This window comes from Novosphingobium aeonii (assembly GCF_052279045.1).
GTDB lineage: Bacteria > Pseudomonadota > Alphaproteobacteria > Sphingomonadales > Sphingomonadaceae > Novosphingobium.
In genome coordinates, this window is the sequence record NZ_CP176832.1 from 2683881 (window position 1) to 2709317 (window position 25437).

Consider the following 25437-nt stretch of genomic DNA (forward strand, 5'->3'; position numbering starts at 1 on the left):
GCCGGTCAGTCGATAGCGGCGGCGGCGAGGAAATCGGCGATCGCCGCGGACCATGGCCCGGGCTGCTGGTCCACGATGTCGATCCCGCCGCCCTCCAGTTCGGTGAATGCGAAATCCGGCCGCATCTTCCTCGCCTGCAGCGCGGACGCATAGAGCATGTCCCCGGTATTGGTGAGCAGCAGGGTCGGCTGGGTGATCTTCATCAGCGCCTCTTCCTGCCGGTAGTTCAGCCCCGCATTGTGGCCGTACCAGTAAGCGCCGCGCTGCACCGCCAGCATGGCCTGGACGACATAGTCGCTGATCCGCTCCGCGCTGATCGAACCATTGGCATAGCGCTCCCGCGCTTCGGCAAGGAGGTTCATGTGCGCGGCGTGAGGCAGGGCACGAAAGGCCCGCTCCCGCCCGCCAATATCGGCGATCAGCGCGGCGCGTTGTTCGTCGCTGATGAAAAGCGGGCCGCAAAGGATGTTCGCGCTCACCCGCTCGGGATAGCGAATCGCCACCTCGTTGGTCACAAGCGCCCCGGTATGATGGCCCACCACGGCAGCGCGGCTTATGCCCAGGGCATCGAGCACCGCCGGAACGACTGGCGCATAATCGCTCACTGCCGGTTCGAACGGCGTGCGATCCGAAAGACCGAACCCCGGCATGTCGATGGCGATCGGCCGCAGCCCGCGCGCAATCAGCGGCGCGAAGACATAATCGAACTGGTTGGCCGTCATCACCGCCTGATGGAGCATGACCAGCGGCCGCCCGGTTCCGGCATCGAGATAATGGATCTGGCCATATGGACCGTCGGCATAGGCGCGCCGCATCGCCGCGGACTGCTTCATCGCGGCGGGGCCGGCCTTTTCCCGTGGCGGGGCCCCCGGCGTGACGGCGGCGGGCGATGCAGCCCCGGCCGAGTGCGAAAACGGCCCCAGCGTGCCGACAATGGAGCCGCTGCCGATCATTCCCAATGCAACCCGCCTTCGAACGTTCCCGATCATCGACACTCCCCCTGACGCGGCGACCCTGCCGCCAGCATCCGCGAAGCGAACGGTCCGCCAAACGCCGGTCCGTCCGTCTGGTCGCCTGTCGATAATTCGGCTGGAGCCCCGGCGCGCGTCAGTCCCGGAAGCTGGCGGCCCAGGCCTGTCGTTCCGCCTCGGTCAGCGGCAGATCAACGGTGCGCCCTTCGGCAGCGGATTGCTGCGCCGCCTCGATCACCGCCATGACCGCCAGGGACTGGATCGGCGGGACCGGGTTGGGCGCCCTGCCCCGCATGGCCTCGGCGACGAGGCGGTAGAATTCGCGCTGGTCGCCCGGCTCGGCCGGAACCCGGCTGGCCTGTCCTTCGGCATTGTAGATCACCAGCGGATCGGGATCGATGCCCCAGCCGGGCGCTCCGGGCGCCATGCCGGCAAGGAGCTGGCCTTCCTGCACGTCCATCCCCTGCTTCACCGCGCTGCCCGCAGTGCCGTGGACGATGAAGCGCGGAACCCCGCCCGCCACCAGCATCGAGGCATGGAGAATGGCGCGCCGGTCTCCCTCGAAGCCAAGCACGACATGGGCCCAGTCGTCACTGCGCGCACCCTCGCGCTGGAGGGCGAGAGAGGCGGTCACCTGCAGCGGCAACCCCATCAGCAGCAGGGCCTGATCGGCAAGGTGAGGCCCGAGGTCGAACCACACGCCGCCTCCCGGACCGCCGGATTCCCGCCAGCGGTCCCGGACTTGCGGGCGGAAGCGGTCGAAGTGGATTTCAAGATGCGCCGGCATGCCGACCAGCCCTGCATCTACGGCCTTGCGTACAGTGCGAAAATCGCTGTCCCAGCGGCGATTGTGAAAGACCGTGAGCTGCCCGCCGGTTTCCTCCGCCAGCGCGATCAGCGCCCGGGCTTCGGCAAGGTCCAGCGTGAAGGGCTTGTCGACGACCACGCTCTTGCCGGCCCGAAGCGCCGCCTGCGCCAGCGGGAAATGCGTGGCGTTCGGCGTGGCGACAACAACGAGATCGACCGAAGGATCGCCGAGCACCGCCGCCGGATCGTCATGGATCGCCGCATCGGGAAAATGCGCGCGGATCGCATCGGGCTGGCGGCTCGCGAAATGGGTCGGATCGAGGCCCGGCACCGCCCGGATCAGCGGTGCATGAAACGTGGCCCCGGCATAGCCGTAGCCGAGAAGGCCTGCCTTCAGGGTATCGGTCGCCAGGGCCATGTTCAGTGCCTTTCAGTATGGTGTCAGGTTCAGTTGTAGACAGCCTGCCACATGCTTTGCGCGATGCTTTCGCGGGTCAGTTCCTCGGGTGCCGCCGTGGCGAGACCCTCGGCCTGTGCCTGCGCGGCCACGACCACGGCGATCTCCAGCGCCACGTCCCGCAGCTCGGTAACGGCGGGAAGCAGGCCGTTCTCGCCCTGGCTCAGCTCGCCCAGACGGCGCGCCGCGACCATGAACATGCCGTCACTGATTGCCGTGGCCCCGCTGGCCAGCGCGCCGAGGCCCACGCCCGGGAAGACATAGACGTTGTTGACCTGCGTGACGCCAGGCGTGCCGAACGGGCTGCCGGTGCCGACGATCGCCTTGCCGCCGGTCCATTCGAGGATATCCGCCGGATGCGCCTCGGCGCGCGACAGCGGGTTAGACAGCGGGAAGACCACCGGACGCTCGACATGCTCGGCCATGGTCCGGATGGTGCGTTCGCTGAACGAAGCCTTCTGGCCCGACGTGCCGATCAGCACCGTGGGGTGGACGTTCGCCACGACTTCCTGAAGCGAGATCATGTTCTGCCCGCCCGCGTTCCAGCTGGCGATCTCGGCCGGATCGCGCGCCAGCTTGACCTGCTGCGGCGGCAGACGCGGAATGTCGGAAAGGATGAGGCCGTCGCGATCGACCGCCCAGATCTTCGAACGCGCTTCCTTCTCGTCCAGCCCGTCGGCGATCATTGCCTGCACCAGCATCTCGGCCACGCCGCTGCCTGCCGCGCCCGCGCCGAACAGGACCACGCGCTGCTCGGTAAGCGGCACGCCGGTCTTGCGGATCGCCGCCAGCAGGGTGCCGACAGCCGTGGCGGCGGTGCCCTGGATATCGTCGTTGAAGCTCAGCAGACGGTCGCGGTAGCGGCCCAGCAGATCGTAGGCGTTCTTGCCCGCGAAATCCTCCCACTGGAGGAGGACGCCGGGGAAGCGATCGTCCACGGCGCTCACGAAGGCCTCCACGAAATCGTCGTAGTCCTGGCCCCGCACGCGCGGCGCGCGCCAGCCGACATAGAGCGGATCTTCGCGGCGGGCGTGGTTGTCGGTGCCCAGGTCGAGCAGGATCGGCAGGACTTCGGAAGGATGGATGCCCGCGCAGGCGGTGTAGAGCGCCAGCTTGCCGATCGGGATGCCCATGCCGCCCGCGCCCTGGTCGCCCAGGCCGAGGATGCGTTCGCCGTCACTGACGACGATCACCTTCACCCGGTCATAGGCAGGATCGGCGAGAATATCGGAGATGCGGTCGCGGTTGGGATAGCTCAGGAAGAGGCCGCGCGGACGGCGCCAGATCTCGCTGAAGCGCTCGCAACCCTCACCCACGGTGGGCGTGTAGACCAGCGGCAGCATGCGCGGCAGGTCGCTCTGGACCAGCGCGTGGAACAGCACTTCGTTCGAATCCTGAAGCTCGCGCAGGAAGGCGTAGCGCTGGAAGTCACTTTCCTTTTCTTCCAGTGCCTTGCGGCGACGTTCGATCTGGCTGTCGAGCGTGCCGACATGCGGCGGCAGCAGACCGTGCAGGCCGAACTCGTCACGCTCCTCGGCGGTGAATGCGGTCCCCTTGTTGGTGAGAGGATCGGAGAGCAGCGCGCGGGCTGCGGCGTGACGGGTGGGGGACATCTGCGACCTTTCCTAGAATCGTAAACTCAGCCAGCCCGCGAGAAAATCGGAGCTGCGGTAACCCGCATCGGTCAGCGCGGGCCCGGCTTCGAGATGCTCGTAGCGCCCGGTGAACGAAACGCGGGGCGAGATCGTCCAGACCGCCTGAAGGCGGGCCAGTTCGGCGATCTTGCGCGCCCGCCCGTTCTGGGTGCCGGCAAAGGGTTGGCCGTTCGCCCGATAGACGGCATCCGTGACACTGTCACGCCATGCAAAACGGTATTCGGCATTCACTTTCACATTCTTCAGCGGCGAGAAGCTGAAAGTGGGGGCAATCGCGCGAATGTTGCTGGGCGTCAGGTAGAGCTGATAGCTGAAGTAGATGTTGTTGCCGAAGGGCGAATAGGCGTCCCGCAGCTTCCCGTCGCCATAGCCGCCGCCGCCGCTCGCATAGTCCGCGCTGAACCCGATGCGGGGCGCTGCCTTGGCCGATCCCAGCCGGTAGGACTGGGCCAGCAACACCTGCCAGGCATCGATCTTCTGGTCGATGAACTCGCCCCACTGATGGTTGACGGTCCAGTCGACCTGAACCGGCCCGGCATCGCCGTAGACGTGGACCCCGCCATACCAGCGCGTTGCCGGGCCGATCCGCCCTCCCCATGTGCCGACGCCGTTCTGACGCCGCCAGAGGAAGGGATCGACGAAGATCTTCGAATCACCCAGAAAAGCCTTGGGCACGGCATAGCCCAGCGTCACCCCGGAGAAGCGGCGTTCGGGATCGCTGCGATCGTCGCCGATGCCGTCCTCGCCATAGGCGGTGGGCCGCAGGTCGAAGACGTCGGCGCGCAGCGTCTTGCCCCTCACCCAGGCGCGCACGCCGTTCAGGGTGTAGTGGACCGTGTTGTTGTCGCGCTGCGACGTCAGCAGGTTGGGCCCATCGACGAATTCCTGCCGCCCATAGCGCACGCCCACGTCGAGCCCTGCGATCTGGCCGCTCGCCTCGGCGAAATATTGCTGGGCGACAAGTCCGTTGCGCATGCTGGTGGCCGGCGTTCCGATATTCCGGCCGCCGATCCCGGCATGCGCCAGCTCTCCGTAGAAGCGCAAGTGCGGGCCGACATGAAGGTCGGCGCCCGCCACAACGCGGCTGATATCCTGCCGCTGCGCCTCGGCCTCGCGCAAGTTGGGATTGGTGGTCTGGTTCACCCGCAACCGCAGTTCACCCGAGAGCGTGAGGTAGATATCGCCGTCTGCACCGAGCGGCAGGAACTTCAGCCGGTCGAGCGGATCGTCCCGCTTCGACTTGTCGGCCATGCCCCGCCAGTCCTCGGCCCAGCGCGAGATGCTGTAGCCGTTGGTGACGGCGCCGTCGCCGTTGGAGGATACCGGATAGACAGGGGAAGTGGCCGAATTCGCGGTCCGGGCCTCTTCGGCATGAGCCGTGAAAGGGGCGCAGCAAAGGGTGGCGGCCAGCAGCCGCGATAACTTCGTCTTCATGTCCGTGATTCCTGTGCGGGGCTTTCGCCCCGGGTGCAGTCAGGTCAGACGAGCACGGGGCTCACCGCGGCGGCGGGCTCACGATTGGCGAGCACCGCCTTGAAGCGCTCGGTGTCCAGCTTGCCTTCCCAGCGCGAGACCACAACCGTTGCCACGGCATTGCCGATGAAGTTGGTCAGGCTGCGGCATTCCGACATGAAGCGGTCCACGCCGAGGATCAGCGCCATCCCCGCGACCGGCACCGAAGGCACGATCGAGAGCGTGGCGGCCAGCGTGATGAAGCCCGCGCCGGTGACGCCCGCCGCACCCTTGGACGAGAGCATGGCAACGCCCAGCAGCAGCACCTGCTGGCCCAGCGTCAGTTCCACGTTGCAAGCCTGCGCGATGAACAGCGCCGCCAGCGTCATGTAGATATTGGTGCCGTCGAGGTTGAAGCTGTAGCCGGTCGGCACAACGAGGCCGACGATGCTCTTGGGGCAACCGGCGCGCTCCATCTTCTCCATCAGCGAAGGCAGCGCGCTTTCCGAGGAGGAGGTGCCCAGCACCAGCAGCAGTTCGGCCTTGAGGTAGGCGATCAGCGAGAAGATCGAGAAGCCGGCAAACCGCGCGACAAGGCCCAGCACCACGACCACGAAGAGCGCCGAGGTGAGATAGAACGTCGCCACCAGCCCCACGAGGTTGGCGAGGCTGCCGACGCCGTACTTGCCGATGGTGAAGGCCATCGCGCCGAAGGCACCGACGGGCGCAGCCTTCATGACGATCGAGACCAGCTTGAAGAACACCAGCGACACGTCTTCGAGCAGCGAGAGCGGACGCGCGCCCCGGTCGCCCAGCATGGCGAGCGCGATGCCGAAGAGAATGGCGATCACCAGGACCTGAAGGATATTACCCTCGGTCATGGAGGAGAGGAAAGTGTCCGGGATCATTTCCATCAGGAACCCGGTGATCGACGTTTCGTGTGCCTTCTCGGAGTAAAGTGCGACCTTCGAGGCATCGAGCGAGGCGGGATCGATGTTCAGGCCGTGGCCGGGGCGAACGACGTTCGCGACGACCAGCCCGACGATCAGCGCCAGGGTCGAGAAGAAGAAGAAATAGCCGAACGCCTTGCCCGCGACGCGCCCGACCGAGCGGAGATCGCGCATCGAGGCGATGCCGGTGACGATGGTCAGGAAGATGACCGGGGCGATCACCATCTTGACCAGCTTGATGAAGGCATCGCCCAGGGGCTTCAGCGCTTCGCCGGTGGCCGGAAAGAAGTGGCCGAGCGTCACACCCGCCGCGATGGCGATAAGCACCTGCACGTAGAGATGACCGTACCAGCGCTTTGGCGCGGACGATTCGTGCGTATCGGGCAAGGTGGTGTGCATGGTCAGGCCTTTCTTCCTCTCTCTGCCCGCGCAAGACTTATGCTTATCGCGGGCTGGGCAGAGACTGTTCGATTCCACGCTGCGGCCAAAGACATTTTTGCACTCGCCCTAAATGCCTGATTTGCGGGGATGTGCGAACGGAAGCGCCCTGCTTTTCGAGCAGAAATCGGCACATTGCAGTGCAGCGATGTGCCGAAAGTTGCACATCGCTGCGGCCGGGCCTAGATTGCCGGAGTGAATCGCCGCCACACCCTCTACTGGACGCTCGCCGCAATCGCTGCCGCTTTGATCGCCGGCGGCATCGCGGGTGAGATCGTGAGACAGCGGGCCACCACCGCTTTCTCAGCATCGGTAGAAGCCGACGCGCGCCTGCGCCAGTCGTTGCTGGAAAGCGAGATCGCCCGCTTCCGCCTGCTTCCCCAGACCCTCGCAGACGACCGCGACGTGATCGCCGCCGCCAGTGGCGAGGCCGGCGCGGACCGCCGGCTGAATGCCAAGCTCGAAGCCTTCGCAACCCAGATCGGGGCCTCGGCCATATACCTCGTCGGTGACGACGGCTTCGCGATTTCCGCCAGCAACTGGCGCCGCTCGGACAGTTTCGTCGGCCGCGACTATCGCTTCCGCCGCTATTACCGCGATGCCCGCAGGCACGGCGACGGCGCCCAGTTCGCGCTCGGCACTGTCAGCCATCGCGCCGGGCTCTACCTCGCGCGCAAGGCGGCCGGGGACTGCGTGATCGTCATCAAGCTCGATTTCGACCGGATCGAGGCCCAATGGCGCACCGCGGGCGGCGAGACTTTCGTGACCAACCGCGATGGCGTGATCCTGGTCGCCAGCCGGGCCGACTGGCGGTTCGCCATGACCCGTCCGATCGATCCCGCCCGGCAGAAGGCGATCGCGGGCGATATCGGCATTCCGGGTCTGACCACGGCCCCTTACGGCACGGATGGTGACGGATTCCTGCGCATTCCGGGACGGAGGGCGCGGCTCCTTCTCGCCACCAGCCCGCCCAACCGCGACCAGTGGCGGGTCAACCTCGCCCTGCCGATCCGCGTCGCCGTTACCACGCCCATGCGCAGCGCTCAGGCCGTCGCGGCAACGCTCGCGCTGGTCGCGGTCTGTGCGCTCTGGTGGCTGGCCCAGCAAAGCCGCCGCCGCCGCGAACGCACCGCGCTGCTCGAAGCCGCCGTCACCGAACGTACAGCGGAACTGCGCCGGGAAATGGAAGAACGTGCCGCGCTCGAACAGCGCGCCGCCCTCCTGCGCGAGGAACTGCGCCTCGCCAATCGCCTCGCCACGCTGGGTCAGGTTACCGCCAGCGTCGCGCACGAAACCGCCCAGCCCGTTGCCGCCATCCGCAATTACGCCAGTTCGGCGGGACAGTTGCTGGACCTCGGCGCCGCCGCCGACGTTCGCGAGAACCTCACCGCGATAGACCGTCTGGCCGAGCGCATCGGCGTCATCACCGCGCAGTTGCGCGGGTTCGCGCGTAAGAGCAGCGGCGGCGAAGGCGCCGTGCCCCTGGCCGAAGTGCTGGACGGCGCGCATCTGCTGCTCAAGGAACGCCTCGCCGCGCTGTCCTTCGAAACCCCTGAGATTCCCGCGGACCTCAAGGTGCGGGGCGACAAGGTGCGGCTGGAGCAGATCCTCGTGAACCTGCTCCAGAATGCCACCGAGGCGCTGGCTGGCCGCCCGGACCCGCGCATCACGCTCACGCTCGCCGTGGATGGCGGGATCCTGCGCCTCACCGTGGCCGACAACGGCCCCGGCATCGCGCCCGAGATCGCCGACCGCCTGTTCACCCCGTTTGCCACCAGCCGCGCCGAAGGGCTCGGCCTTGGCCTCGTGATCGCGCAGGATATCGCACAAGAATTCGGCGGCACGCTGCGCCTCGTACCCGGCGAAACCGGGGCCGCCTTCGAGCTTCGATTGAGACTGGCCTGATGACCATTGCCCCCCTCGCCCCTCGGCGTGTCGCCCTTGTGGAGGATGACGAAGACCTTGCGCGCTCGACCGCGCAACTGCTCAGGCTTGCCGGGTTCGAGGTCGAACTCTTCGCCGCTGCGCCCCCCGCCCTCGCCGCCCTCACCGCCGACTGGCCCGGCGTGGTCGTCAGCGATGTCCGGATGCCGCATGTCTCGGGGATAGACCTGTTCCGCCAGCTTCACGAGCGCGACCCGGAATTGCCGGTCGTGCTCGTCACCGGCCACGGCGACATCGAAATGGCCGTGCAGATGCTGAAAGCGGGGGCATGGGACTTCCTCACCAAGCCATTCGCACCCGATACCCTGATCGCCGCCGTCACGCGCGCTGCCACCGCGCGCGGGCTTACGCTCGAAAATCGGCGCCTGCGCGCCATGGCGCAGGATACCGACGCCCCGGTGTTCCTGGGCGAAAGCCCCGCCATCCGCCGCCTGCGCGAAATGATCCCCGTCCTCGCCAACGCCGACATAGACCTGTTCATCGAAGGCGAGACCGGCACCGGAAAGGACCTGTTCGCCCGCCTCGTTCACCGCGCGGGGAAGCGGGCGCGCCAGCGCTTCCTGCCCATCGCCTGCGCCGCCATGCCCGAGGCGCTGGCCGAACCGCTGTTCGCGGCAAACGGGCTGGCCGAACCGGGGCTCGCCGCGGCCCATCGCGGCACGCTCTATCTCGACGACGTGGACCGCGCCCCTGCGCATTTGCAGGAGCGCCTGCTGCCCTTCATCGAACAGCGCGTGCTGCGCCATCGCGGCGAGGCGACGCCGATCGACGTGCGCGTGATCTCCACCAGCCAGGATGCCGCCGAAGGCCCGCCGCCGTCGCTGCTGCCCCCGCTGTTCTACCGCCTTGCGGCCATGCGCCTGCGCATCCCCCCGCTGCGCGAACGGCGCGAGGATATCGGCTCCCTTTTCGCCCGTTTCGCCGGAGATGCCGCAAGCCGCATGGGCCGGGAGCTTCCTCCCGTCACCGCGCCGGTGCGCACGATGCTCGAACGGCACGACTGGCCGGGCAACCTGCGGGAACTCGCCAATTTCGCGGAACAGTTCGTGCTGGGCCTCGGCGAGCCATCGCCCACGCCATCAGCCGCCCGGCACAAGGGGCTGACCGAGCGTGTCGATGCCTTCGAACGGGATGAGATCGTTGCCGCCGTGCAGGCCGCCGGAGGCGAGATCGGCGCGGCCATCCGCTCGCTCGATCTGCCGCGCAAGACCTTCTATTACAAGGTCAACAAGCACGGGATCGACCTTGGCGCCCTGCGGCGCAAGGATTGAACGGTGCGCCGGGCTCCGGCCCCGGCACGGCCGCGTCAGACGCCGACGGAGCCTGCATCGCGGATCATGCGGCCAAGCTGGTCCAGCAGGCAGAGCCGCTCCTTCTTCAGTTCCTCAAGCCGGGTGTCGGACGCGGCATCCAGTTCGGCCTCGATCCGGTGGATCGCGCCGTTCACTTCGTCGTAGCGGTCGGCAAGAACCGCAAAATGTCCGCGCGTTGCCTTCAGGTGGTGAAGAACTTCCAGATCGTCCGGAAATTCGGCGGCGAGTTCGTGGGCTTTGTGGGACATCGGCTATCCTCTTCGCTCGAAAACACACGGAAAGCTGGGGCGATACGCCTCGGCAGCATGGTACCGCTTCCCCAACCTGACCGAACCTGCCCTGTTCCGCCCAACTCCACCTTGAGCGGGATCAAGGACCGGCACTGATCGTCAGATTTCGGAATAGTCCACTTGCGGGCGGCTTTCGCGCGTGCCGCGATAACGCTTGTCAGGCTCGCGGGGATCCCCGGCGATCACGACATGGTCATCATGCACTTCGACCAGCGTGCCAACGAACGGAAACCCTTCCAGGCTCCCGCCGACGCGGTAGCTGACCGTATCGCCGACCTTGAAGGTTTTCTCGTCGAAATTGAACTCGAACGGGCAGACCTCGTCCGCCGTACCCATGCCTTGCATTCTCGCTCTCCTCTCCGAGAGACAGCCTAACGCAGAACCGGCAGTGGCCAAATCGAAAAGCCGCCTAGAGCCGCTTCGCCCCGCCGATCTTCACGCCCGCCTGGATACCAAGCAATTGTGCCAGCACAAAAACAAAAAGGCCGCCCTTTCGGACGGCCTTTTCATCATGTCGCGAAGCGGGTGCTTCAGCCGACGATTTCTTCCGGCTTGAAGAAGTAGGCGATCTCGATCGCCGCGTTCTCGTCCGAGTCCGAACCGTGGACCGAATTGGCTTCGATCGATTCGGCGAAGGTCTTGCGGATGGTACCTTCGGCGGCCTCGGCCGGGTTGGTGGCGCCCATCACGTCGCGGTTGGTCTTCACGGCGTCTTCGCCTTCGAGAACCTGCACGACCACCGGACCGGAGATCATGAAGGAAACGAGGTCGTTGAAGAAGGGACGCTCCTTGTGGACCGCGTAGAAGCCTTCAGCCTGCTCCTGCGAGAGCTGGATGCGCTTCGAGGCGACGACGCGCAGGCCGGCTTCCTCAAGCAGCTTGGTCACGCCGCCGGTCAGGTTGCGGCGGGTCGCGTCGGGCTTGATGATCGAGAAGGTGCGGGTAACCGCCATGATACGTTCCTTGCGAAGTAAGGGTTTTGAATTGTTGCGCGCGCCCCTAGCCGGGAACGCGCCGCTCCGCAAGAATTAGGCGTCGTGAAGGTCAGGGATAGCGGCGGAGAATCATCCGGCCTGAACCCATCTCCCGCCGTCCTGCTTCCAGTAGTAGTGTTCCACGCCTTCGCGTTCCCGCAAGGCCCGCCAGGTTTCCCGCGCATGCTGGAGCGTGGACTGGTCGAACAGGAAGAACGTGCGCTCGAACGGAACCTCGCCCTCGCGCCACTGGCCGTCCGCGATCGCCATGTACTTCGCGCCATTGGCAGGCTCCGCCACGTCGGACAGGAGGATCGGCTGGCGATCCTCGCTGCCTTCGCCCGCGAAGCCGTTGGCAAGGAAGCTCTCCGGCCCCACGGACCAGAGAGCCTGACAGATGCGCTGCCGCTGGCCGAGGTCGGCGGAGACGACGAGCAGGCGCTCGCCATTCCCCGCGACCTTTCCGGCGATCAGCGCCAGCGCGCTTTCGGCAGGGTCGCGACTGAGCTGGTAGAAATCCACGCGCATGTCGCGCTCCCCGCCTCCCGATTACGCTTCCAGGTTGTCGCGCACGAAGCGGTCGAGCAGGCGCACGCCGAAGCCCGAGGCGCCCTTGTCCCAGGTTGCGCCGGGCTTGTCGGTCCACACGGTGCCGGCAATGTCGAGGTGCGCCCAGGGGGTGTCGTTCTCGATGAAGCGCAGCAGGAACTGCGCCGCCGTGATCGAACCGCCGAAGCGCGGGCCGACGTTCTTGATGTCGGCGATCGGGCTGTCGATCATCTTGTCGTAGGCCGGGCCCATCGGCATCCGCCACAGGCGGTCGCCCGAAGCGTCGCCGGCGGCGGCGAGCTGGCCGGCAAGGTCGTCGTTGTTCGAGAACAGCCCGGCATATTCATGGGCGAGGCTGAGAATGATCGCGCCGGTCAGCGTGGCGAGATCGACGATCTTGGCGGGCTTGTATTCACGCTGCACCCAGGTCAGCGCGTCGCAGAGCACCAGGCGACCTTCCGCGTCGGTGTTGATGACTTCGATGGTCTGCCCCGACATCGAGGTGACGACGTCACCGGGACGCTGGGCATTGCCGTCGGGCATATTCTCCACAAGTCCGCACACGCCGATCACGTTGGCCTTCGCCTTGCGCAGCGCGAGGGCGAGCATGGTGCCTGCAACGGCGCCGGCGCCGCCCATGTCCCACTTCATGTCTTCCATGCCGGCGGCAGGCTTGATCGAGATGCCGCCGGTGTCGAAGGTCACGCCCTTGCCGACGAAGGCCACGGGCGCTTCGCCGTCAGCGCCGCCGAGCCATTCCAGCACGAGCAGGCGCGCCGGGCGCACCGAGCCCTGCGCCACGCCGAGCAGCGAGCCCATGCCGAGATCGGCCATTTCCTTCTCGTCCAGCACGCGAACCTTGAGGCCGCTGCCCGCCATCTTCGCCTCACAGCGCGCGACGAAGGTTTCGGGATAGATCGCGTTCGCCGGCTCGGTCACGAGTTCGCGGGTGAAGGACACGCCCTCGACGATGGCCTGCTCCACCGCCCAGACCGCCTCGGTGCCTTCCGGCGCGCCGACCACGGCAATGTCCACAAGGCTCGGCTTGGCGTCGTCGGCCAGCTTGGTGCGATAGGTGTCGAGGCGCCAGCTGCGCAAGACCGCGCCCAGCAGCACGCCCGCCGCTTCGTCCGCCGAAAGGCCGGCGCCGGTAAGGTCCAGCGTTACCGCCGTCTCGCCCGAGGTCAGGTAACGGGCAACGATGCCTGCGCCCGCGCGCTCGATCGCGCCCTTGCGGTCCTTGCCGTCCGCCGCGCCGATCCCGGCGAGCGCCACGCGCACCACCTTGCCGTCCCGCTCCACGAAGCCCTCGAATACCTGGCCAGCCTTGCCCGCGAACCGCGAAGCCTTCGCGCCTTCGACAAGAACCTGCTCGATATCAGCCGGAATCGAATCCTGATTCACGAAGCGGGCGACGAGACGCGCCGGGGCGGGGGCAGCGGCGTCAAGGAACTGGATATTCATGGGATCTCCTGAATCACGTGGGCGAGCGCCGAACTTGTGCGCTTCACCGCAACAGCGGATTGCAGTTAGGCACAGGCGGTGCGATAGGCAAGTGATGCTCCCTGCCGCGCCGTCTCCGCTGCAAGCCCCCGATCGCCGCTTGCGACCTATTTCGCTGCGCGCGCTCGCCCTTGGAATCGCCTGCATCGGCCTGCCTGCCGGTGCCTGGGCACAGGACCTTTCGCGTCCTGTCGATACCGGGCCGATCGAGGGTGCGCCCGCCGCCCCGCCCGCCTCTACCGACGATACCGTGCCGATCGCCTTCGAGGCCGACACCGTCGAATATGCCCAGAACGACGAATTCGTCACCGCCACCGGCAATGTCGTGCTGCGCAAGGACAAGCAGTCCGTCCGGGCCGACAAGGTGACATGGAACCGCAAGACCGGCCAGATCCTGGGCAGCGGCAATGTCCGCATGGTCGATCAGGACGGCAACCAGCTCTACACCGAGAGTGTCGAGCTGACGGACGAACTGAAGACCGGCATGATGGAGAACCTGCTTCTCGTCATGCGTCAGGGCGGCCGCCTCGCCGCCAACAAGGGCGAGCGCATCGCCAATGGCGACGTCGTGCTCCAGCACGCCGCCTATACCGGCTGCGCGGTGGAAAACGACGAAGGCTGCCCCAAGACCCCGACCTGGCGCGTCGTCGCCAAGACGGTGGTCTACAGCGAGACGCAGAATCGCGTGCGGTTCAGCGATGCCCGCCTCGAACTGTTCGGCGCCGTGCAGCTTCCGCTGTTCGGTCTCTCGGTCAGCACCAATGGCGGCGCGGTTTCCGGCTTCCTCGTGCCTGACCTGCGGTCGAGCCCGTCGAACGGCATCGAGGTTGCACAGTCCTATTACTGGAAGATCGCGGAAAACCGCGACCTCACCGGCTCGCTTCACGCCTATACCAAGGCCGCGCCGATGGCCTCGTTCCAGTACCGCGCCCTGACGGACCTCGGCGCCTACCAGATCACCGGCTATGCGACCTCTAGCAACCGCATACCGATCAACAGCAGCAATCCCGACCCGAACCGCGAACGCGCCTTCCGCGGATACATCTTCGCCAACGGCAAGTTCCAGCTCGACGAGAACTGGAGCATCACCGCCTCGATCCGCCGCGCGACCGACCGTACTTTCGTGCGCCGCTACGACATCTCGCGCGACGATCGCCTGCGTTCGTCGGTCGAACTGGAGCGGATCGACCAGGACAGCTACTTCTCCTTCGCCGGCTACGCGACGCAGACCCTGCAATCGAGCCGCGACCAGGGCATGATCCCGGTCGCCCTACCGGTGCTGGACTATCGCCACCGCTTCGACGACCCCCTGCTCGGCGGCAAGATCGAGACGCAGGTCAACACCATGGCCGTCACCCGCGTCGACGGTCAGGATACCCAGCGCGCCTTCGCCAGCACCCAGTGGTCGCTGCGCAAGATCACCGGACTGGGCCAAGAAGTGACCTTCACCGGCCTCGTGCGCGGCGATGTCTATCACTCGGACGAAAACGACCTGACCACCACCGCGCTCTATCGGGGCAATGCGGGGTGGCAGGGCCGCGCGATCGCACTCGCCGCGGTGGACGTGAAGTGGCCGCTGGTCGGGCAGGTGTTCGGCGGCAGCCAGGTGCTGACCCCGCGCATCCAGTTCGTCGCCACGCCGCCGGTCAAGAACCTGGCGATCCCGAACGAGGATTCGCGCGCGATCGAGCTTGAGGATTCCAACCTCTTCGCGCTCAACCGCTTCCCCGGCTATGACCGGTTCGAGGACGGCGCGCGCGTCACTTACGGGTTCGACTGGATGTTCGAACGTCCACGCTGGCGGATCAAGTCCACCATCGGACAGTCGGTCCGCCTGAGCAACAAGCCCTCGATCCTGCCTGACGGCACCGGCCTCACCAGCAAGACCTCGGATATCGTCGGCCGCACCGAACTGCGCTATCGCAACTTCTTCAACATCATCCACCGCTTCCGCGTCGATAAGGACACGCTGGCGGTCCGTCGCAACGAGTTCGACATCGCGCTGGGCAACAACCAGACCTACCTCGAACTCGGCTATACCAAGCTCAACCGCGACATCTCGATGGACATCGAGGACTTGAAGGACCGCGAGGAAGTGCGCGCCGCCGGCCGCGTCGCCTTCGCCAACTACTGGTCGATGTTCGGCTCCGCGGTGGTCAACCTGACCGACCGCAACGAAGACCCGACTTACGGCTCCGACGGTTTCCAGCCCCTGCGCACCCGCGTGGGCATGGCTTACGAGGACGATTGCCTCCAGGTCTCGTTCACCTGGCGGCGCGACTACGTGACCTTCGGAGACGCCCGCAAGGGCAACTCGTTCCAGCTCGGCTTCGCGCTCAAGAACATCGGCGCGTGGTAAATCCGGCCATGGTGGACGCGGAACGTCGCGGGCGTTGGCACCGTGCTGCAAAGCGACTATCGGACGTGCTCAGTTTCGGTTAAGCCGCGTGCCGACATAGGGCCGAAGAGATGCCCCTCGGCGAATTTTTCCATCGAGCGGCGTCGGCCGTACGGGTCGAATACGGGATACAGGTCAAGGTGAAAGCAATCCAAGGCAACAAGTTCATCAAGCGCGCGGCTCTTGCCTGCGGCGCCCTGGTCGCCTGCGGCACCGGGGTAGCGACACTTTCGTCCAGCGCTGCTTTCGCCCAGTCCGCCCCCCAGGGCGAAATCGTCATCCCTGACGACGTGAAGATCTTCGGCAACGACAATCCCAACGTCCGCCGCGCCACTGCCGTGGTCAACGGCGCCGTCATCACCGGCACCGACGTCGACCAGCGCCTCGCCCTGATCCTCGCCGCCAACCAGGGCAAGATCAGCGAAGAAGAACAGAAGCGCCTGCGCCTCCAGGTGCTGCGCAACCTGATCGACGAAACGCTCCAGATCCAGGAGGCCAAGGCCGCCGACGTCGCCGTCGATGACGCCGAAGTCGAACAGTCCTACGCCCGCGTCGCCTCGCAGAACTTCAACCAGAACACACAGGCGATGGACGCCTATCTCAAGCGTGTCGGTTCTTCGCCGGACTCGCTCAAGCGCCAGATCCGCGGCGAAATGTCGTGGCAGCGCCTGCTCCAGCGCAACGTCCAGCCCTTCGTCAACGTCTCCGACGACGAAGTGAACGAAGTGATCGATCGCCTCAAGGCCGCCAAGGGCACCGAGGAATACCGGCTTGGCGAAATCTATCTCGCAGCCACGCCGGATTCGCAGCAGCAGGTCTTCGACAACGCCAACCAGATCATGCAGCAGCTCCGTCAGGGTGGCAGCTTCGTGGCCTATGCGCGTCAGTACTCGCAGGCTTCGACGGCTGCGGTCGGCGGCGATCTGGGCTGGATTCGCCTTGCACAGCTGCCCAACGAACTGGGCACCGCGGCGCGGGACATGCAGGCCGGCCAGCTCGCCGGTCCGATCGAGATTCCCGGCGGCTATTCGATCCTCTACCTGATCGACAAGCGTCAGGTGCTCACCGCCGATCCGCGCGACGCGCTGCTCGCGCTCAAGCAGATCTCGATGGAATTCCCGAAGGGCATTAGCGAAGCACAGGCGAATGCCAGGGCCGAAAGCTTCGCCAAGACCATCCAGACCGCCAAGGGCTGCGGTGACGTCGACAAGGTTGCCGCCACGATCGGCGCACAGGTCGTCGCCAACGATCAGGTCAAGGCGCGCGACCTGCCGGGCCCGATCCAGGCCTCGATCCTCAACCTCTCGCCCGGCGAGACCCTGCCCCCGTTCGGCTCGCTGACCGAGGGTGTGCGCATCCTGATGCTCTGCGGCCGCGACGATCCGCAGCAGGTCGATTCGGGTCCGAACTTCGACCAGGTCATGTCGCAGCTCGAAGACGACCGCATCAACAAGCGCGCGCAGATGTACCTGCGCGATCTTCGCCGCGATGCGGTGATCGAATACAACTGACGATAGCAGGGGCGGCAAGCATGGCGGCCAGTTCCAACGGCGCGCCGCCCCTCGCGGTTTCGCTCGGAGACCCGGCGGGCGTTGGCCCGGAACTGTTCGCCGAGGCCTGGTCCCGGCGGCATGAGGCCGGACTTTCGCCCTTCTTCGTGACCGGCGGCGCGGGCGTGCTTGTCGCCGCCGCGCGCAGCCGGGGGATCGACCTTCCCGTAGCGCGCATCGCCGCGCCGGCCGAGGCCGCAGACCTCTTCGGCGAAGCACTCCCGGTGCTGGGAAGCGAGGATGCCGGCGCATCGTTCGGCGCGCCCGATCGTGAAGGCGCCGCGCTGGCGCTGCACTCCCTCACCCGTGCCACGCAGCTTGCCATCTCGGGCGAGGCAGGCGCCGTCGTCACCGGCCCCATCGCGAAGTCGCGGCTCGCCGAGATCGGCTTTACCCAGCCGGGCCAGACCGAATTCCTCGCCGACGCCTGCGGAATTCCGCATGAAAGCGCGGTGATGATGCTCGCAGGGCCCAACTTGCGCACCGTCCCGCTGACGGTCCACGTCGCACTTTGCGAGGTGCCCACCCTGCTGACCCGCGATCTGATCGAGAGCAAGGCGCGGATCGTCGCCCATGCCCTTGGCCGCGATTTCGGGCTTTCTCCCGCACGCATCGCCATTACCGGGCTCAACCCCCACGCCGGGGAAGACGGCCGCATGGGCCGCGAGGAGATAGAGACGATCGCCCCCGCTATCGCTGCGCTGCGCGAATCGGGGCTTGCCGTAACCGGCCCTCACCCCGCCGACGCCCTGTTCGCCGCGCATGAGCGCGAGAAGTTCGACGTGGCGCTCTGCATGTATCACGATCAGGCACTTATCCCGATCAAGACGCTCGATTTCGATGCGGGCGTCAATGTCACCCTGGGCCTGCCGATCGTGCGGACCTCGCCCGATCACGGAACCGCCTTCGGCATCGCCGGCAAGGGCGTGGCCAGCCCCGGCGCCACCATCGCGGCGCTGCGCATGGCCGGCGAATGCGCCGGCCGGAGAGCAAGCAAATGACCACCCTACCTCCCTTGCGCGAAGTCATCGCGAAGCACGGGCTTTCGGCGTCGAAGGCGCTGGGGCAGAATTTCCTGTTCGACGAACAGTTGCTGGATCGCATTGCCGCGATCCCCGGCGGGCTGGAAGGCAAGCAGGTGCTGGAAGTCGGCCCCGGCCCCGGCGGGCTGACGCGGGCGCTGCTGCGTGCCGGCGCAACCGTGACCGCCATCGAAATGGACCGCCGCTGCCTGCCCGCGCTCGCAGAACTGGAAACCGCGTTTCCCGGCAAACTCAAGGTGATCGAAGGCGATGCGATGAAGATCGCCCCGGCCGACCTTTTCGACGGGCCTTATGCCGTGGTCGCCAACCTGCCTTACAACGTCGGAACGGCGCTGTTCATCGGCTGGCTTTCCGGCGAAAGCTGGCCTCCGCAATGGTCTTCGCTGACGCTGATGTTCCAGGAGGAAGTCGCCCGCCGCATCGTGGCCGAGCCGGACACCTCGGCTTACGGACGCCTCGCGGTGCTGGCCCAGTGGCGCGCCAAGGCGAAGCTGGCGATGAAGGTCCATCGCAGTGCCTTCACGCCCCCGCCCAAGGTCATGTCCGCGATCGTGCATGTCGAACCCGGCGATGCGCCGGAAGGCGTTTCCATGCGGATTCTTGAGCGCGTGACGGAAGCCGCCTTCGGGCAACGCCGCAAGATGCTGCGCCAGAGCCTCAAGGGCGTGCCGGGGGCGCTCGACGCGCTGGACCGCCTCGGGATAGACCCGCAGCGCCGCGCCGAAACGCTTTCGGTGGATGAATTCGTGAGCGTGGCGCGGGAACTGACCCGCGCCTGACGCCCAGCGTCAAAGATCGCCCGCGCCCGCCACGGTTTCCCGCGCCGCTTCCAGCGAGCCGATGCTCGCCGTGACGAAATGGGAAACCATCAGGGCTCCGCAGCCCAGCACCGCCGCGATCAGGGCGAACTGAAGAACCCGGCCCAGCAGCGGCCCGTCTGAAGCCAGGATGCCGGCCAGGCCCTGCCGCTTGTCACGCGCGGCGGCAGCCGCGGAAAGCGTGATGGGAATATCTCCGCCCTCGATCAACGCTATCACGCTGATCGGTTCACGCAGGGCCACGCCGCACCGGTTGCCCAGCCGCCAGCGCACTTCGCCGGAGATGGATTGCCCTCCGACGACCATCCGCACACGCTCCCCCCGCTCAGGCGGTTTCGACATGGTCAGACGCATACCGTGCGAACTGGCATCAAGCACGAATGCCTCGCCTTCCCCACGTTCACTGCAAACACGCACTTGAACCATGGCGCGCGTACGCGCGCGCCTGATCTTTTCTTCCTTCACGCCAGCCCCCCTAGCGACCCGGTTTTCCCGTTAGACGCTAGGAGGGAATAGCTCAATTTAAAGTTAAGATCGGTTCAGGCTGCAGCGAAAAACTTATCCGAAACCAGTACTTTCTTCTTCCGGCGCCATGCGTGGAGCAGTGGCTCGGTATAGCCGTTGGGCTGGGCCACGCCCTTGAACACGAGGTCGCAGGCGGCGCGGAATGCCAGCGAAGCATCCCAATTGCCCGCCATCGGTTCATACAGCGGATCGGCGGCATTCTGCGCATCGACCTTTTCCGCCATCCGGTGCAGCGAATCGAGCACCTGCGCTTCGGAACAGACGCCGTGCAGCAGCCAGTTCGCGATGTGCTGGCTGGATATCCGCAGCGTGGCGCGGTCTTCCATCAGCCCCACGTCATCGATGTCGGGAACCTTGGAACAGCCGACACCCTGATCGATCCAGCGTACGACATAGCCCAGCAGCCCCTGCGCATTGTTGTCCAGTTCCTCGCGAACTTCTTCCTCCGACCAATTCGCGCCATCTGCCAGCGGCACCTGCAACAGCAGATCAAGGGAGGGAATTTCTGCGCCTTCCATTTCCTTGCGCAGGCCGAACACGTCCACCGCGTGATAATGCATTGCGTGGAGCGTGGCCGCGGTGGGTGACGGGACCCAGGCCGTATTGGCGCCGGTCCTGGGGTGGCCCACTTTCTGCTCCAGCATGTCCCGCATCATGTCTGGCGCGGCCCACATGCCCTTGCCTATCTGCGCAATGCCGGAAAGCCCGTGGCGCAGCCCGATGGCGACATTGCGCTTCTCATAGGCCTGTATCCAGGCCGATCCCTTGATCGCGCTCTTGCGGATCATCGGCCCGGCCCGCATCGATGTGTGGATCTCGTCCCCGGTGCGATCGAGGAATCCGGTATTGATGAAGACGATACGGTCCTTCACGGCATGGATGCAGGCCGCCAGGTTCGCCGAAGTGCGCCGTTCCTCGTCCATGACGCCGACCTTGATCGTGTGGCGCGGCAGGCCCAGCAGGTCTTCGACCGCGTCGAACAGGTCATTGGTGAAGGCGCATTCCTGCGGCCCGTGCATCTTCGGCTTGACGATATAGATCGAGCCTTCGCGGCTGTTCCCGAAGCGGGTCAGCCCCTTCACGTCCTGCGCGGAGATGGCGCTGGTCAGCACCGCGTCCATGATCCCCTCGGGAATTTCGGAGCCGTCAGGCAGGAGGATAGCCGGATTGGTCATGAGGTGGCCGACGTTGCGGACGAACAGCAGGCTCCGCCCCGACAGCTCGAACGCTTCGCCGGAAGGCGTGGTTACTTGCCTGTTGCCGGCGAGCTCGCGGGTCTGGACCTTCCCGGCTTTCTCGAAAGTCTCGACAAGATCGCCGCGAATGACGCCCAGCCAGTTGGCATAGGCCGCGAGCTTGTCCTCGGCATCGACCGCCGCGACCGAATCCTCCAGATCGACGATAGTCGTGAGCGCCGCTTCGAGAACGATGTCGGAAATGCCCAGCCTGTCGGACCGGCCGACTTCGGTTTCAGGATCGACGACGATCTCGATGGCAAGGCCGTTCGAACGATAGAGCCGCCCCTGCGCCGTTTGGCCAACATACTGCGCCGGATCGGCCAGAATTGCTTCGAAACCGGTGGCATCCACCCAGCTTCCCGATGCCAGCGGCAGAGCCTGATCGAGGAATGCACGCCCTGCCGCGATCACTGCGGCACCGCGAGCCGGATCATAGCCCCTGCCCTGCGCCGGAGCGGCATCGAGCGCGTCCGTACCATAGAAGGCATCGTAAAGGCTGCCCCAGCGCGCATTGGCGGCATTGAGCAGGAAGCGGGCATTGAGCACGGGAACGACCAGTTGCGGCCCCGCCATCGTCGCGATTTCCGCATCGACGCCGCGCGTACCGATGGTGAAATCGCCCGGTTCGGGCACGAGATAGCCGATCTCGCGCAGGAACTGCTGATAGGCTTCCTGTTCGATCGGCTGGCCGGCGCGCGCGCCATGCCATTCATCGATGCGGGCCTGCAAGGCATCGCGCGTTTCGAGCAGGGCCCGGTTACGCGGCGCGAAATTGGCCAGCAGATCGGCAAATCCGAGCCAGAACGAACCTGCATCCTGCCCGATGGGGGCCAGAACCTCATCCTCGACGAAGCGCGCCAGTGCGGCGTCGACCCGGAGGCCCGAACGTTCAACGCTGTCAGTCATCATTCCTCGCATTCCTTGCGCGCGCAGGCCCATCGGGCGAGCGGCGACCGTGACAATTCTTTTCAAGACTGTCCTGGGGAGGATGCCTATCCTATGCCGCATCCCGGCGGGAATGGCAACATGCGCCATTTACGGTCCAAAGTGGCACCACGTCGGATCAGCTTACAGCTTGCGTCGGAATAACTTACATAGGACATTCACCCTGCTCGAAAGCCGCGCGGGAACACGCGGTTGGCACGGGTGTTGCTGAACCGGATAACGTAATGGCGCCCGGCGGCGCCAGTGGGTTGCCCCTGGTTCAGGCGGGCCTTTTCGCAAGCCGGGCAGGACGTGAGGATGGGAATGTTTCGAAAACCGGGAATATTTCAGAAACTCAGCCGACTGTTCGTGATCAAGACACGCTGGGAAGCGTTCATGATCATCTACGCCCTTGCGCTTGGCGCCGTGGAACGCGGCAGCGTGTACATCACGCGCTTTCCCGGCTGGGGCGGGAAGCTGCTGTTCCTGGCGTGCACGGGCGCCGTCTTCATGGCAGGCGCCAAAATTCTCGACTGCATCAAGTACGAGAAAGCCGAAAACGCCGCAAAGGTCGAACTGGCCAAGCTCGAAACCACATCCGAACCGGAGGACAGCGGTGCCCCTGCCCTGATAACCGCTCAGGCTCCGGGCCAGATCGCTGGACAGGCAAGGCCGGACGCAGCCTGACGGGAAATCTCAGAAACTCGCGCCGTCCACCGGCCTGATCGCCAGCTTGCCAAGGTCCGCCTCGGGCACGCAGCGCAAGTTGATGGCAGCCATCGGCGTGCCATCCGGCCCTTGCGCACCGGCGAAAGGCTGGCACCCGCAGGTGGTGCAAAAACGGTGCACGATCTTGTGCTTGTAGAAGCGATATTCCCGCAACGCGTCCTCGCCGCTGGAAATTCCAAGCGCATCCTCGGGCACGAATGTCAGGAGAAAACCCTTGCGGCGGCAATGCGAGCAATTGCAGCTCATCGCTTCGGAAGGAAGATCGGCATCGACGGTGAAGGACACGGCGCCGCAATGGCAACTGCCGGAATAAGCCATTCCGCTTCCCCTTCTCCAAGGTTGCCCGCCTGCATGTTTCAGGCCGGGAAGGTGGGGTGTTTCTGTTGCAAGGTACACCCCGAACCCCTGGAATCCCTTCTGTTGCCCGGTGGGTCCAACCGCGCTTTAGCTTTGTAACGTCAGGGCGTTAGCCCCTAGAATTACGCGGCGAGAGCGAGTGCTTCGTTGTCGTTGGCACTTGTGAGTTTTGAGCCTTGAACGGGTTACTCAGCCCGAATGAAAACACCGCTTTTCAACACACGTCGATCCTAGTTCGGCCCCGTCATCACCCCTGCGACAACAGGGCTGTCCCGCCGGAAAACTCCGAAGGAACGGGTGATGGTGGAGCCGCCGGGTACCGCCCCCGGGTCCGCTGTGCCTATTATACGGCGCAGTTTATCATCATATCCGGTCGAAACCGGCGGAACCTCATATAGGGCGCCGGCCGGAAAAGAAAAGGGCGGGAATGACCCCGCCCTTCTGCAATTCACAGAGGATTTTTCAGCCTCAGTCCTTCTTCAGCGCGTCCCGGATTTCCGCCAGGAGTTCGACTTCGGTGGGGCCGGTGGGCGCCGCGGGCTCTTCCTTCTTGGGCAGCAGGCGGTTGGCCTGGCGCACGATCAGGAAGATGACGAAAGCGAGAATCAGGAAGTTGATGATCGCCGTGAGGAACGCACCATAGCCGAACATGGCGACACCTGCCGCCTTGAGCCCTGCGTAAGTCATGGGGCCGGTATAGCCGGCCGGAACGGTGCCCAGCACGACGAATTTGTTGCTGAAATCGATGCCTCCGGTGATGAGGCCGATAAACGGCATGATGACGTCGTCGGTCAGCGAGGCGACGATCTTGCCGAAAGCCGCGCCGATGATCACACCGACGGCGAGGTCGAGCACGTTGCCACGCGCGATGAAAGTCTTGAATTCCTGAAGCATGGGTCGTTTTCCCCTCGATCCTGTTCCGTCCACGGCCGGCTGCGGGAACCTGCCACATCGGACCTTTTGTAACAATCGGTCCTGTAACAATAGGTTGCGCCGCGATGTTCATCGCGGCCGCGCAATGCGACTGTCCTTGAACCGGGACCTCCGCCTGCTATCTATGCGGACAACAGGCGTGGCTCCTTGGCCGCGCCGATCAGGAGGATCACGCATGACCCTTTCCAACCTGGCCCGCAAGAGCCGCGCCGTGCTGGCCCTTGCGGCAGCGCTTTCGCTGGCGGCTTGCGGCTTCAACTCGGTCCCGACCAAGCAGGAAGCCGCCAAGGCCAAGTGGGCCGACGTCCAGGCCGCTTTCCAGGAACGCGCCAACCTCGTTCCCAACCTCGCCGCCGTGGCCAAGGGCGCCGCAACGCAGGAGAAGGAAATCCTGACCGGCGTGGTCGAGGCGCGCGCCAAGGCGACCAGCGTACAGGTCAATGCGGAAGACCTGAACGATCCTGCCAAGATGCAGCAGTTCCAGGCCGCCCAATCGCAGTTCGGCCAGAGCCTGTCGCGCCTGCTGGTCAGCGTCGAACAGTATCCCGACCTCAAGTCGATCGTGAACTACCAGATGCTCCAGACCCAGATCGAGGGCCAGGAAAACCGCATCCGCATCGCCGTGCGCGACTATAACGCCTCGGTTCAGGACTATAACACCGAAGTCCGCACGTTCCCGACCATGATCGGCGCCAAGCTGCGCGGCGCGGACCCGCTGGTTCCCTATCAGGCGGCCACCCCGGGGGCGGACGTCGCGCCGAGCCTCGAAGGCAAGATCTGATAACGTGACACGTTTCAGGGCCGTTTTTGCGGCCATCCTCCTGGCGTTCGGCGCGCTGCTTGCCCAGCATGCAGCCGCCGAGCCCACGTTTCCGAAACTGACCGGCCGCGTCGTCGACGATGCCCATCTCCTGCAGCCCGAAGTCGCAGCCCGGCTCACGCAGAAGCTCGACGCGCTGGAGAAGAACTCCGGCCGCCAGCTCGTGGTCGTCACCCTGCCCAGCCTTCAGGGCTACGAGATTTCCGACTACGGCTATCAACTCGGCCGTGCCTGGGGCATCGGCGAGAAGGACAAGAACACCGGCGCCCTGCTGATCGTGGCGCCCAATGAGCGCAAGGTGCGGATCGAGGTCGGCTACGGCCTTGAGCCGATCATCACCGACGGCCTCTCGTTCCTCATCGTCAACAACGACATCCTCCCCCGCTTCAAGGCCGACGACTATCCCGGCGGTATCGAGGCAGGGACCGACGCTCTCGTCAAGCAGCTCACCCTGCCGCCCGACCAGGCGCGCAAGGTAGCGGCGGATGCCGATGCCGCGCGCAAGGACAGCGGCGGCGGCTTCCCGTTCGGCGTTATCGTGTTCATCCTCATCATCGTCTTCTTCGTGGTCATGCCCATGGTCAATGAAGCGCGCGGCGGCGGCAGGCGGCGGGGCGGCTTCGGCGGCCCGATCATCTGGATGCCCGGCGGCTTCGGCAACGACGATGACGACGACCGCTGGGGCGGCGGTGGCGGCTGGGGCGGCGGTGGCGGCTTCGGAGGCGGAGGCGGATTCTCGGGCGGCGGCGGCAGCTTCGGCGGCGGCGGCGCGAGCGGAAGCTGGTAAGGGGGACTGAGA

The 25437-nt window shown here is 65.7% G+C and carries 22 protein-coding genes, 1 other RNA gene and 1 pseudogene; 9 read left to right on the plus strand and 15 right to left on the minus strand.

The features are described 5' to 3' along the window. Positions 1-5: 5 nt before the first annotated feature. From ACLIMP_RS12960 to ACLIMP_RS12980, 5 genes are all read right to left on the minus strand, one after another. Complete coding sequence (locus ACLIMP_RS12960) at positions 6-989, minus strand: alpha/beta fold hydrolase (protein WP_324695913.1); 984 nt, start codon at positions 987-989, stop codon at positions 6-8. 118 nt (positions 990-1107) lie between these two features. Beyond that, positions 1108-2196 carry an oxidoreductase gene (locus ACLIMP_RS12965; protein WP_054440770.1) on the minus strand — a complete coding sequence of 363 codons (1089 nt, stop codon included), beginning with the start codon at positions 2194-2196 and terminating at the stop codon, positions 1108-1110. Positions 2197-2225: 29 nt separating this feature from the next. After that, entirely contained in the window at positions 2226-3848 is a 1623-nt protein-coding gene (locus ACLIMP_RS12970; protein WP_132468949.1) for an NAD-dependent malic enzyme, read from the minus strand. A gap of 12 nt (positions 3849-3860) precedes the next feature. Beyond that, positions 3861-5324, minus strand: a complete 1464-nt coding sequence (locus ACLIMP_RS12975; protein WP_324695916.1) for an alginate export family protein — start codon at positions 5322-5324, stop codon at positions 3861-3863. Positions 5325-5368: 44 nt separating this feature from the next. After that, positions 5369-6691, minus strand: coding sequence for a dicarboxylate/amino acid:cation symporter (locus tag ACLIMP_RS12980; RefSeq protein WP_132468947.1), 1323 nt, complete (start codon positions 6689-6691; stop codon positions 5369-5371). A 234-nt stretch (positions 6692-6925) separates the two neighbouring features. Between ACLIMP_RS12980 and ACLIMP_RS12985 the strand changes: the two genes are divergently transcribed. Together ACLIMP_RS12985 and ACLIMP_RS12990 are read left to right on the plus strand one after the other, a co-directional pair. Continuing rightward, entirely contained in the window at positions 6926-8635 is a 1710-nt protein-coding gene (locus tag ACLIMP_RS12985; RefSeq protein WP_324695918.1) for a sensor histidine kinase, read from the plus strand. Further along, the gene (locus ACLIMP_RS12990; protein WP_324695920.1) at positions 8635-9945 is read left to right on the plus strand and encodes a sigma-54-dependent transcriptional regulator; all 1311 of its coding nucleotides are present in this window, start codon (positions 8635-8637) and stop codon (positions 9943-9945) included. The genes ACLIMP_RS12985 and ACLIMP_RS12990 overlap by 1 nt, the downstream gene beginning before the upstream one ends. 35 nt (positions 9946-9980) lie before the next feature. On the opposite strand, the gene ACLIMP_RS12995 is transcribed toward ACLIMP_RS12990, so the two are convergent. From ACLIMP_RS12995 to ACLIMP_RS13015, 5 genes are all read right to left on the minus strand, one after another. Next, complete coding sequence (locus ACLIMP_RS12995) at positions 9981-10235, minus strand: HP1242/YdcH family protein (protein WP_054440765.1); 255 nt, start codon at positions 10233-10235, stop codon at positions 9981-9983. A 141-nt stretch (positions 10236-10376) separates the two neighbouring features. Then, on the minus strand, positions 10377-10622 hold the full coding sequence (locus ACLIMP_RS13000) for a hypothetical protein (RefSeq protein ID WP_054440764.1): 246 nt from the start codon (positions 10620-10622) through the stop codon (positions 10377-10379). Between the two features lie 185 nt (positions 10623-10807). Continuing rightward, entirely contained in the window at positions 10808-11230 is a 423-nt protein-coding gene (gene ndk, locus ACLIMP_RS13005; RefSeq protein ID WP_324695923.1) for a nucleoside-diphosphate kinase, read from the minus strand. Positions 11231-11341: 111 nt separating this feature from the next. Next, positions 11342-11779, minus strand: a complete 438-nt coding sequence (locus ACLIMP_RS13010; RefSeq protein WP_324695925.1) for a DNA polymerase III subunit chi — start codon at positions 11777-11779, stop codon at positions 11342-11344. 21 nt (positions 11780-11800) lie between these two features. Further along, entirely contained in the window at positions 11801-13264 is a 1464-nt protein-coding gene (locus ACLIMP_RS13015; RefSeq protein ID WP_054440758.1) for a leucyl aminopeptidase, read from the minus strand. 94 nt (positions 13265-13358) lie between these two features. Between ACLIMP_RS13015 and ACLIMP_RS13020 the strand changes: the two genes are divergently transcribed. From ACLIMP_RS13020 to rsmA, 4 genes are all read left to right on the plus strand, one after another. After that, positions 13359-15662, plus strand: a complete 2304-nt coding sequence (locus tag ACLIMP_RS13020; RefSeq protein WP_054440756.1) for an LPS-assembly protein LptD — start codon at positions 13359-13361, stop codon at positions 15660-15662. Positions 15663-15841: 179 nt separating this feature from the next. Continuing rightward, positions 15842-17212, plus strand: a complete 1371-nt coding sequence (locus tag ACLIMP_RS13025) for a peptidylprolyl isomerase (protein ID WP_132468946.1) — start codon at positions 15842-15844, stop codon at positions 17210-17212. Between the two features lie 20 nt (positions 17213-17232). After that, positions 17233-18252, plus strand: coding sequence for a 4-hydroxythreonine-4-phosphate dehydrogenase PdxA (pdxA, locus tag ACLIMP_RS13030; RefSeq protein WP_324695929.1), 1020 nt, complete (start codon positions 17233-17235; stop codon positions 18250-18252). Beyond that, on the plus strand, positions 18249-19073 hold the full coding sequence (gene rsmA / locus ACLIMP_RS13035; RefSeq protein ID WP_324695931.1) for a 16S rRNA (adenine(1518)-N(6)/adenine(1519)-N(6))-dimethyltransferase RsmA: 825 nt from the start codon (positions 18249-18251) through the stop codon (positions 19071-19073). Before pdxA ends, rsmA begins: the two co-directional genes overlap by 4 nt. Positions 19074-19082: 9 nt before the next feature. On the opposite strand, the gene ACLIMP_RS13040 is transcribed toward rsmA, so the two are convergent. Next, on the minus strand, positions 19083-19577 hold the full coding sequence (locus ACLIMP_RS13040) for a PilZ domain-containing protein (RefSeq protein WP_082370517.1): 495 nt from the start codon (positions 19575-19577) through the stop codon (positions 19083-19085). A gap of 74 nt (positions 19578-19651) precedes the next feature. Further along, positions 19652-21781, minus strand: a complete 2130-nt coding sequence (locus tag ACLIMP_RS13045) for a malate synthase G (protein ID WP_324699059.1) — start codon at positions 21779-21781, stop codon at positions 19652-19654. Positions 21782-22141: 360 nt separating this feature from the next. On the opposite strand from ACLIMP_RS13045, the pseudogene ACLIMP_RS13050 reads away from it, so the two are divergent. After that, positions 22142-22381 (plus strand): annotated as a pseudogene (locus ACLIMP_RS13050) (hypothetical protein); the annotation flags it as partial. A gap of 114 nt (positions 22382-22495) precedes the next feature. Here the strand turns inward: ACLIMP_RS13050 and ACLIMP_RS13055 are convergent. From ACLIMP_RS13055 to mscL, 3 genes are all read right to left on the minus strand, one after another. Next, positions 22496-22846 carry a GFA family protein gene (locus ACLIMP_RS13055; RefSeq protein ID WP_054440752.1) on the minus strand — a complete coding sequence of 117 codons (351 nt, stop codon included), beginning with the start codon at positions 22844-22846 and terminating at the stop codon, positions 22496-22498. An 88-nt stretch (positions 22847-22934) separates the two neighbouring features. Beyond that, positions 22935-23308, minus strand: a transfer-messenger RNA (tmRNA) gene (ssrA, locus tag ACLIMP_RS13060). Positions 23309-23353: 45 nt separating this feature from the next. Then, positions 23354-23779, minus strand: a complete 426-nt coding sequence (mscL, locus tag ACLIMP_RS13065; protein ID WP_054440750.1) for a large conductance mechanosensitive channel protein MscL — start codon at positions 23777-23779, stop codon at positions 23354-23356. Between the two features lie 214 nt (positions 23780-23993). On the opposite strand from mscL, the gene ACLIMP_RS13070 reads away from it, so the two are divergent. Continuing rightward, positions 23994-24599 (plus strand): LemA family protein, encoded by a 606-nt coding sequence (locus ACLIMP_RS13070; protein WP_054440748.1) that lies wholly within the window; start codon positions 23994-23996, stop codon positions 24597-24599. Positions 24600-24603: 4 nt separating this feature from the next. Then, positions 24604-25425, plus strand: coding sequence for a TPM domain-containing protein (locus ACLIMP_RS13075; RefSeq protein ID WP_132468944.1), 822 nt, complete (start codon positions 24604-24606; stop codon positions 25423-25425). The last annotated feature ends 12 nt before the right edge of the window (positions 25426-25437 follow it).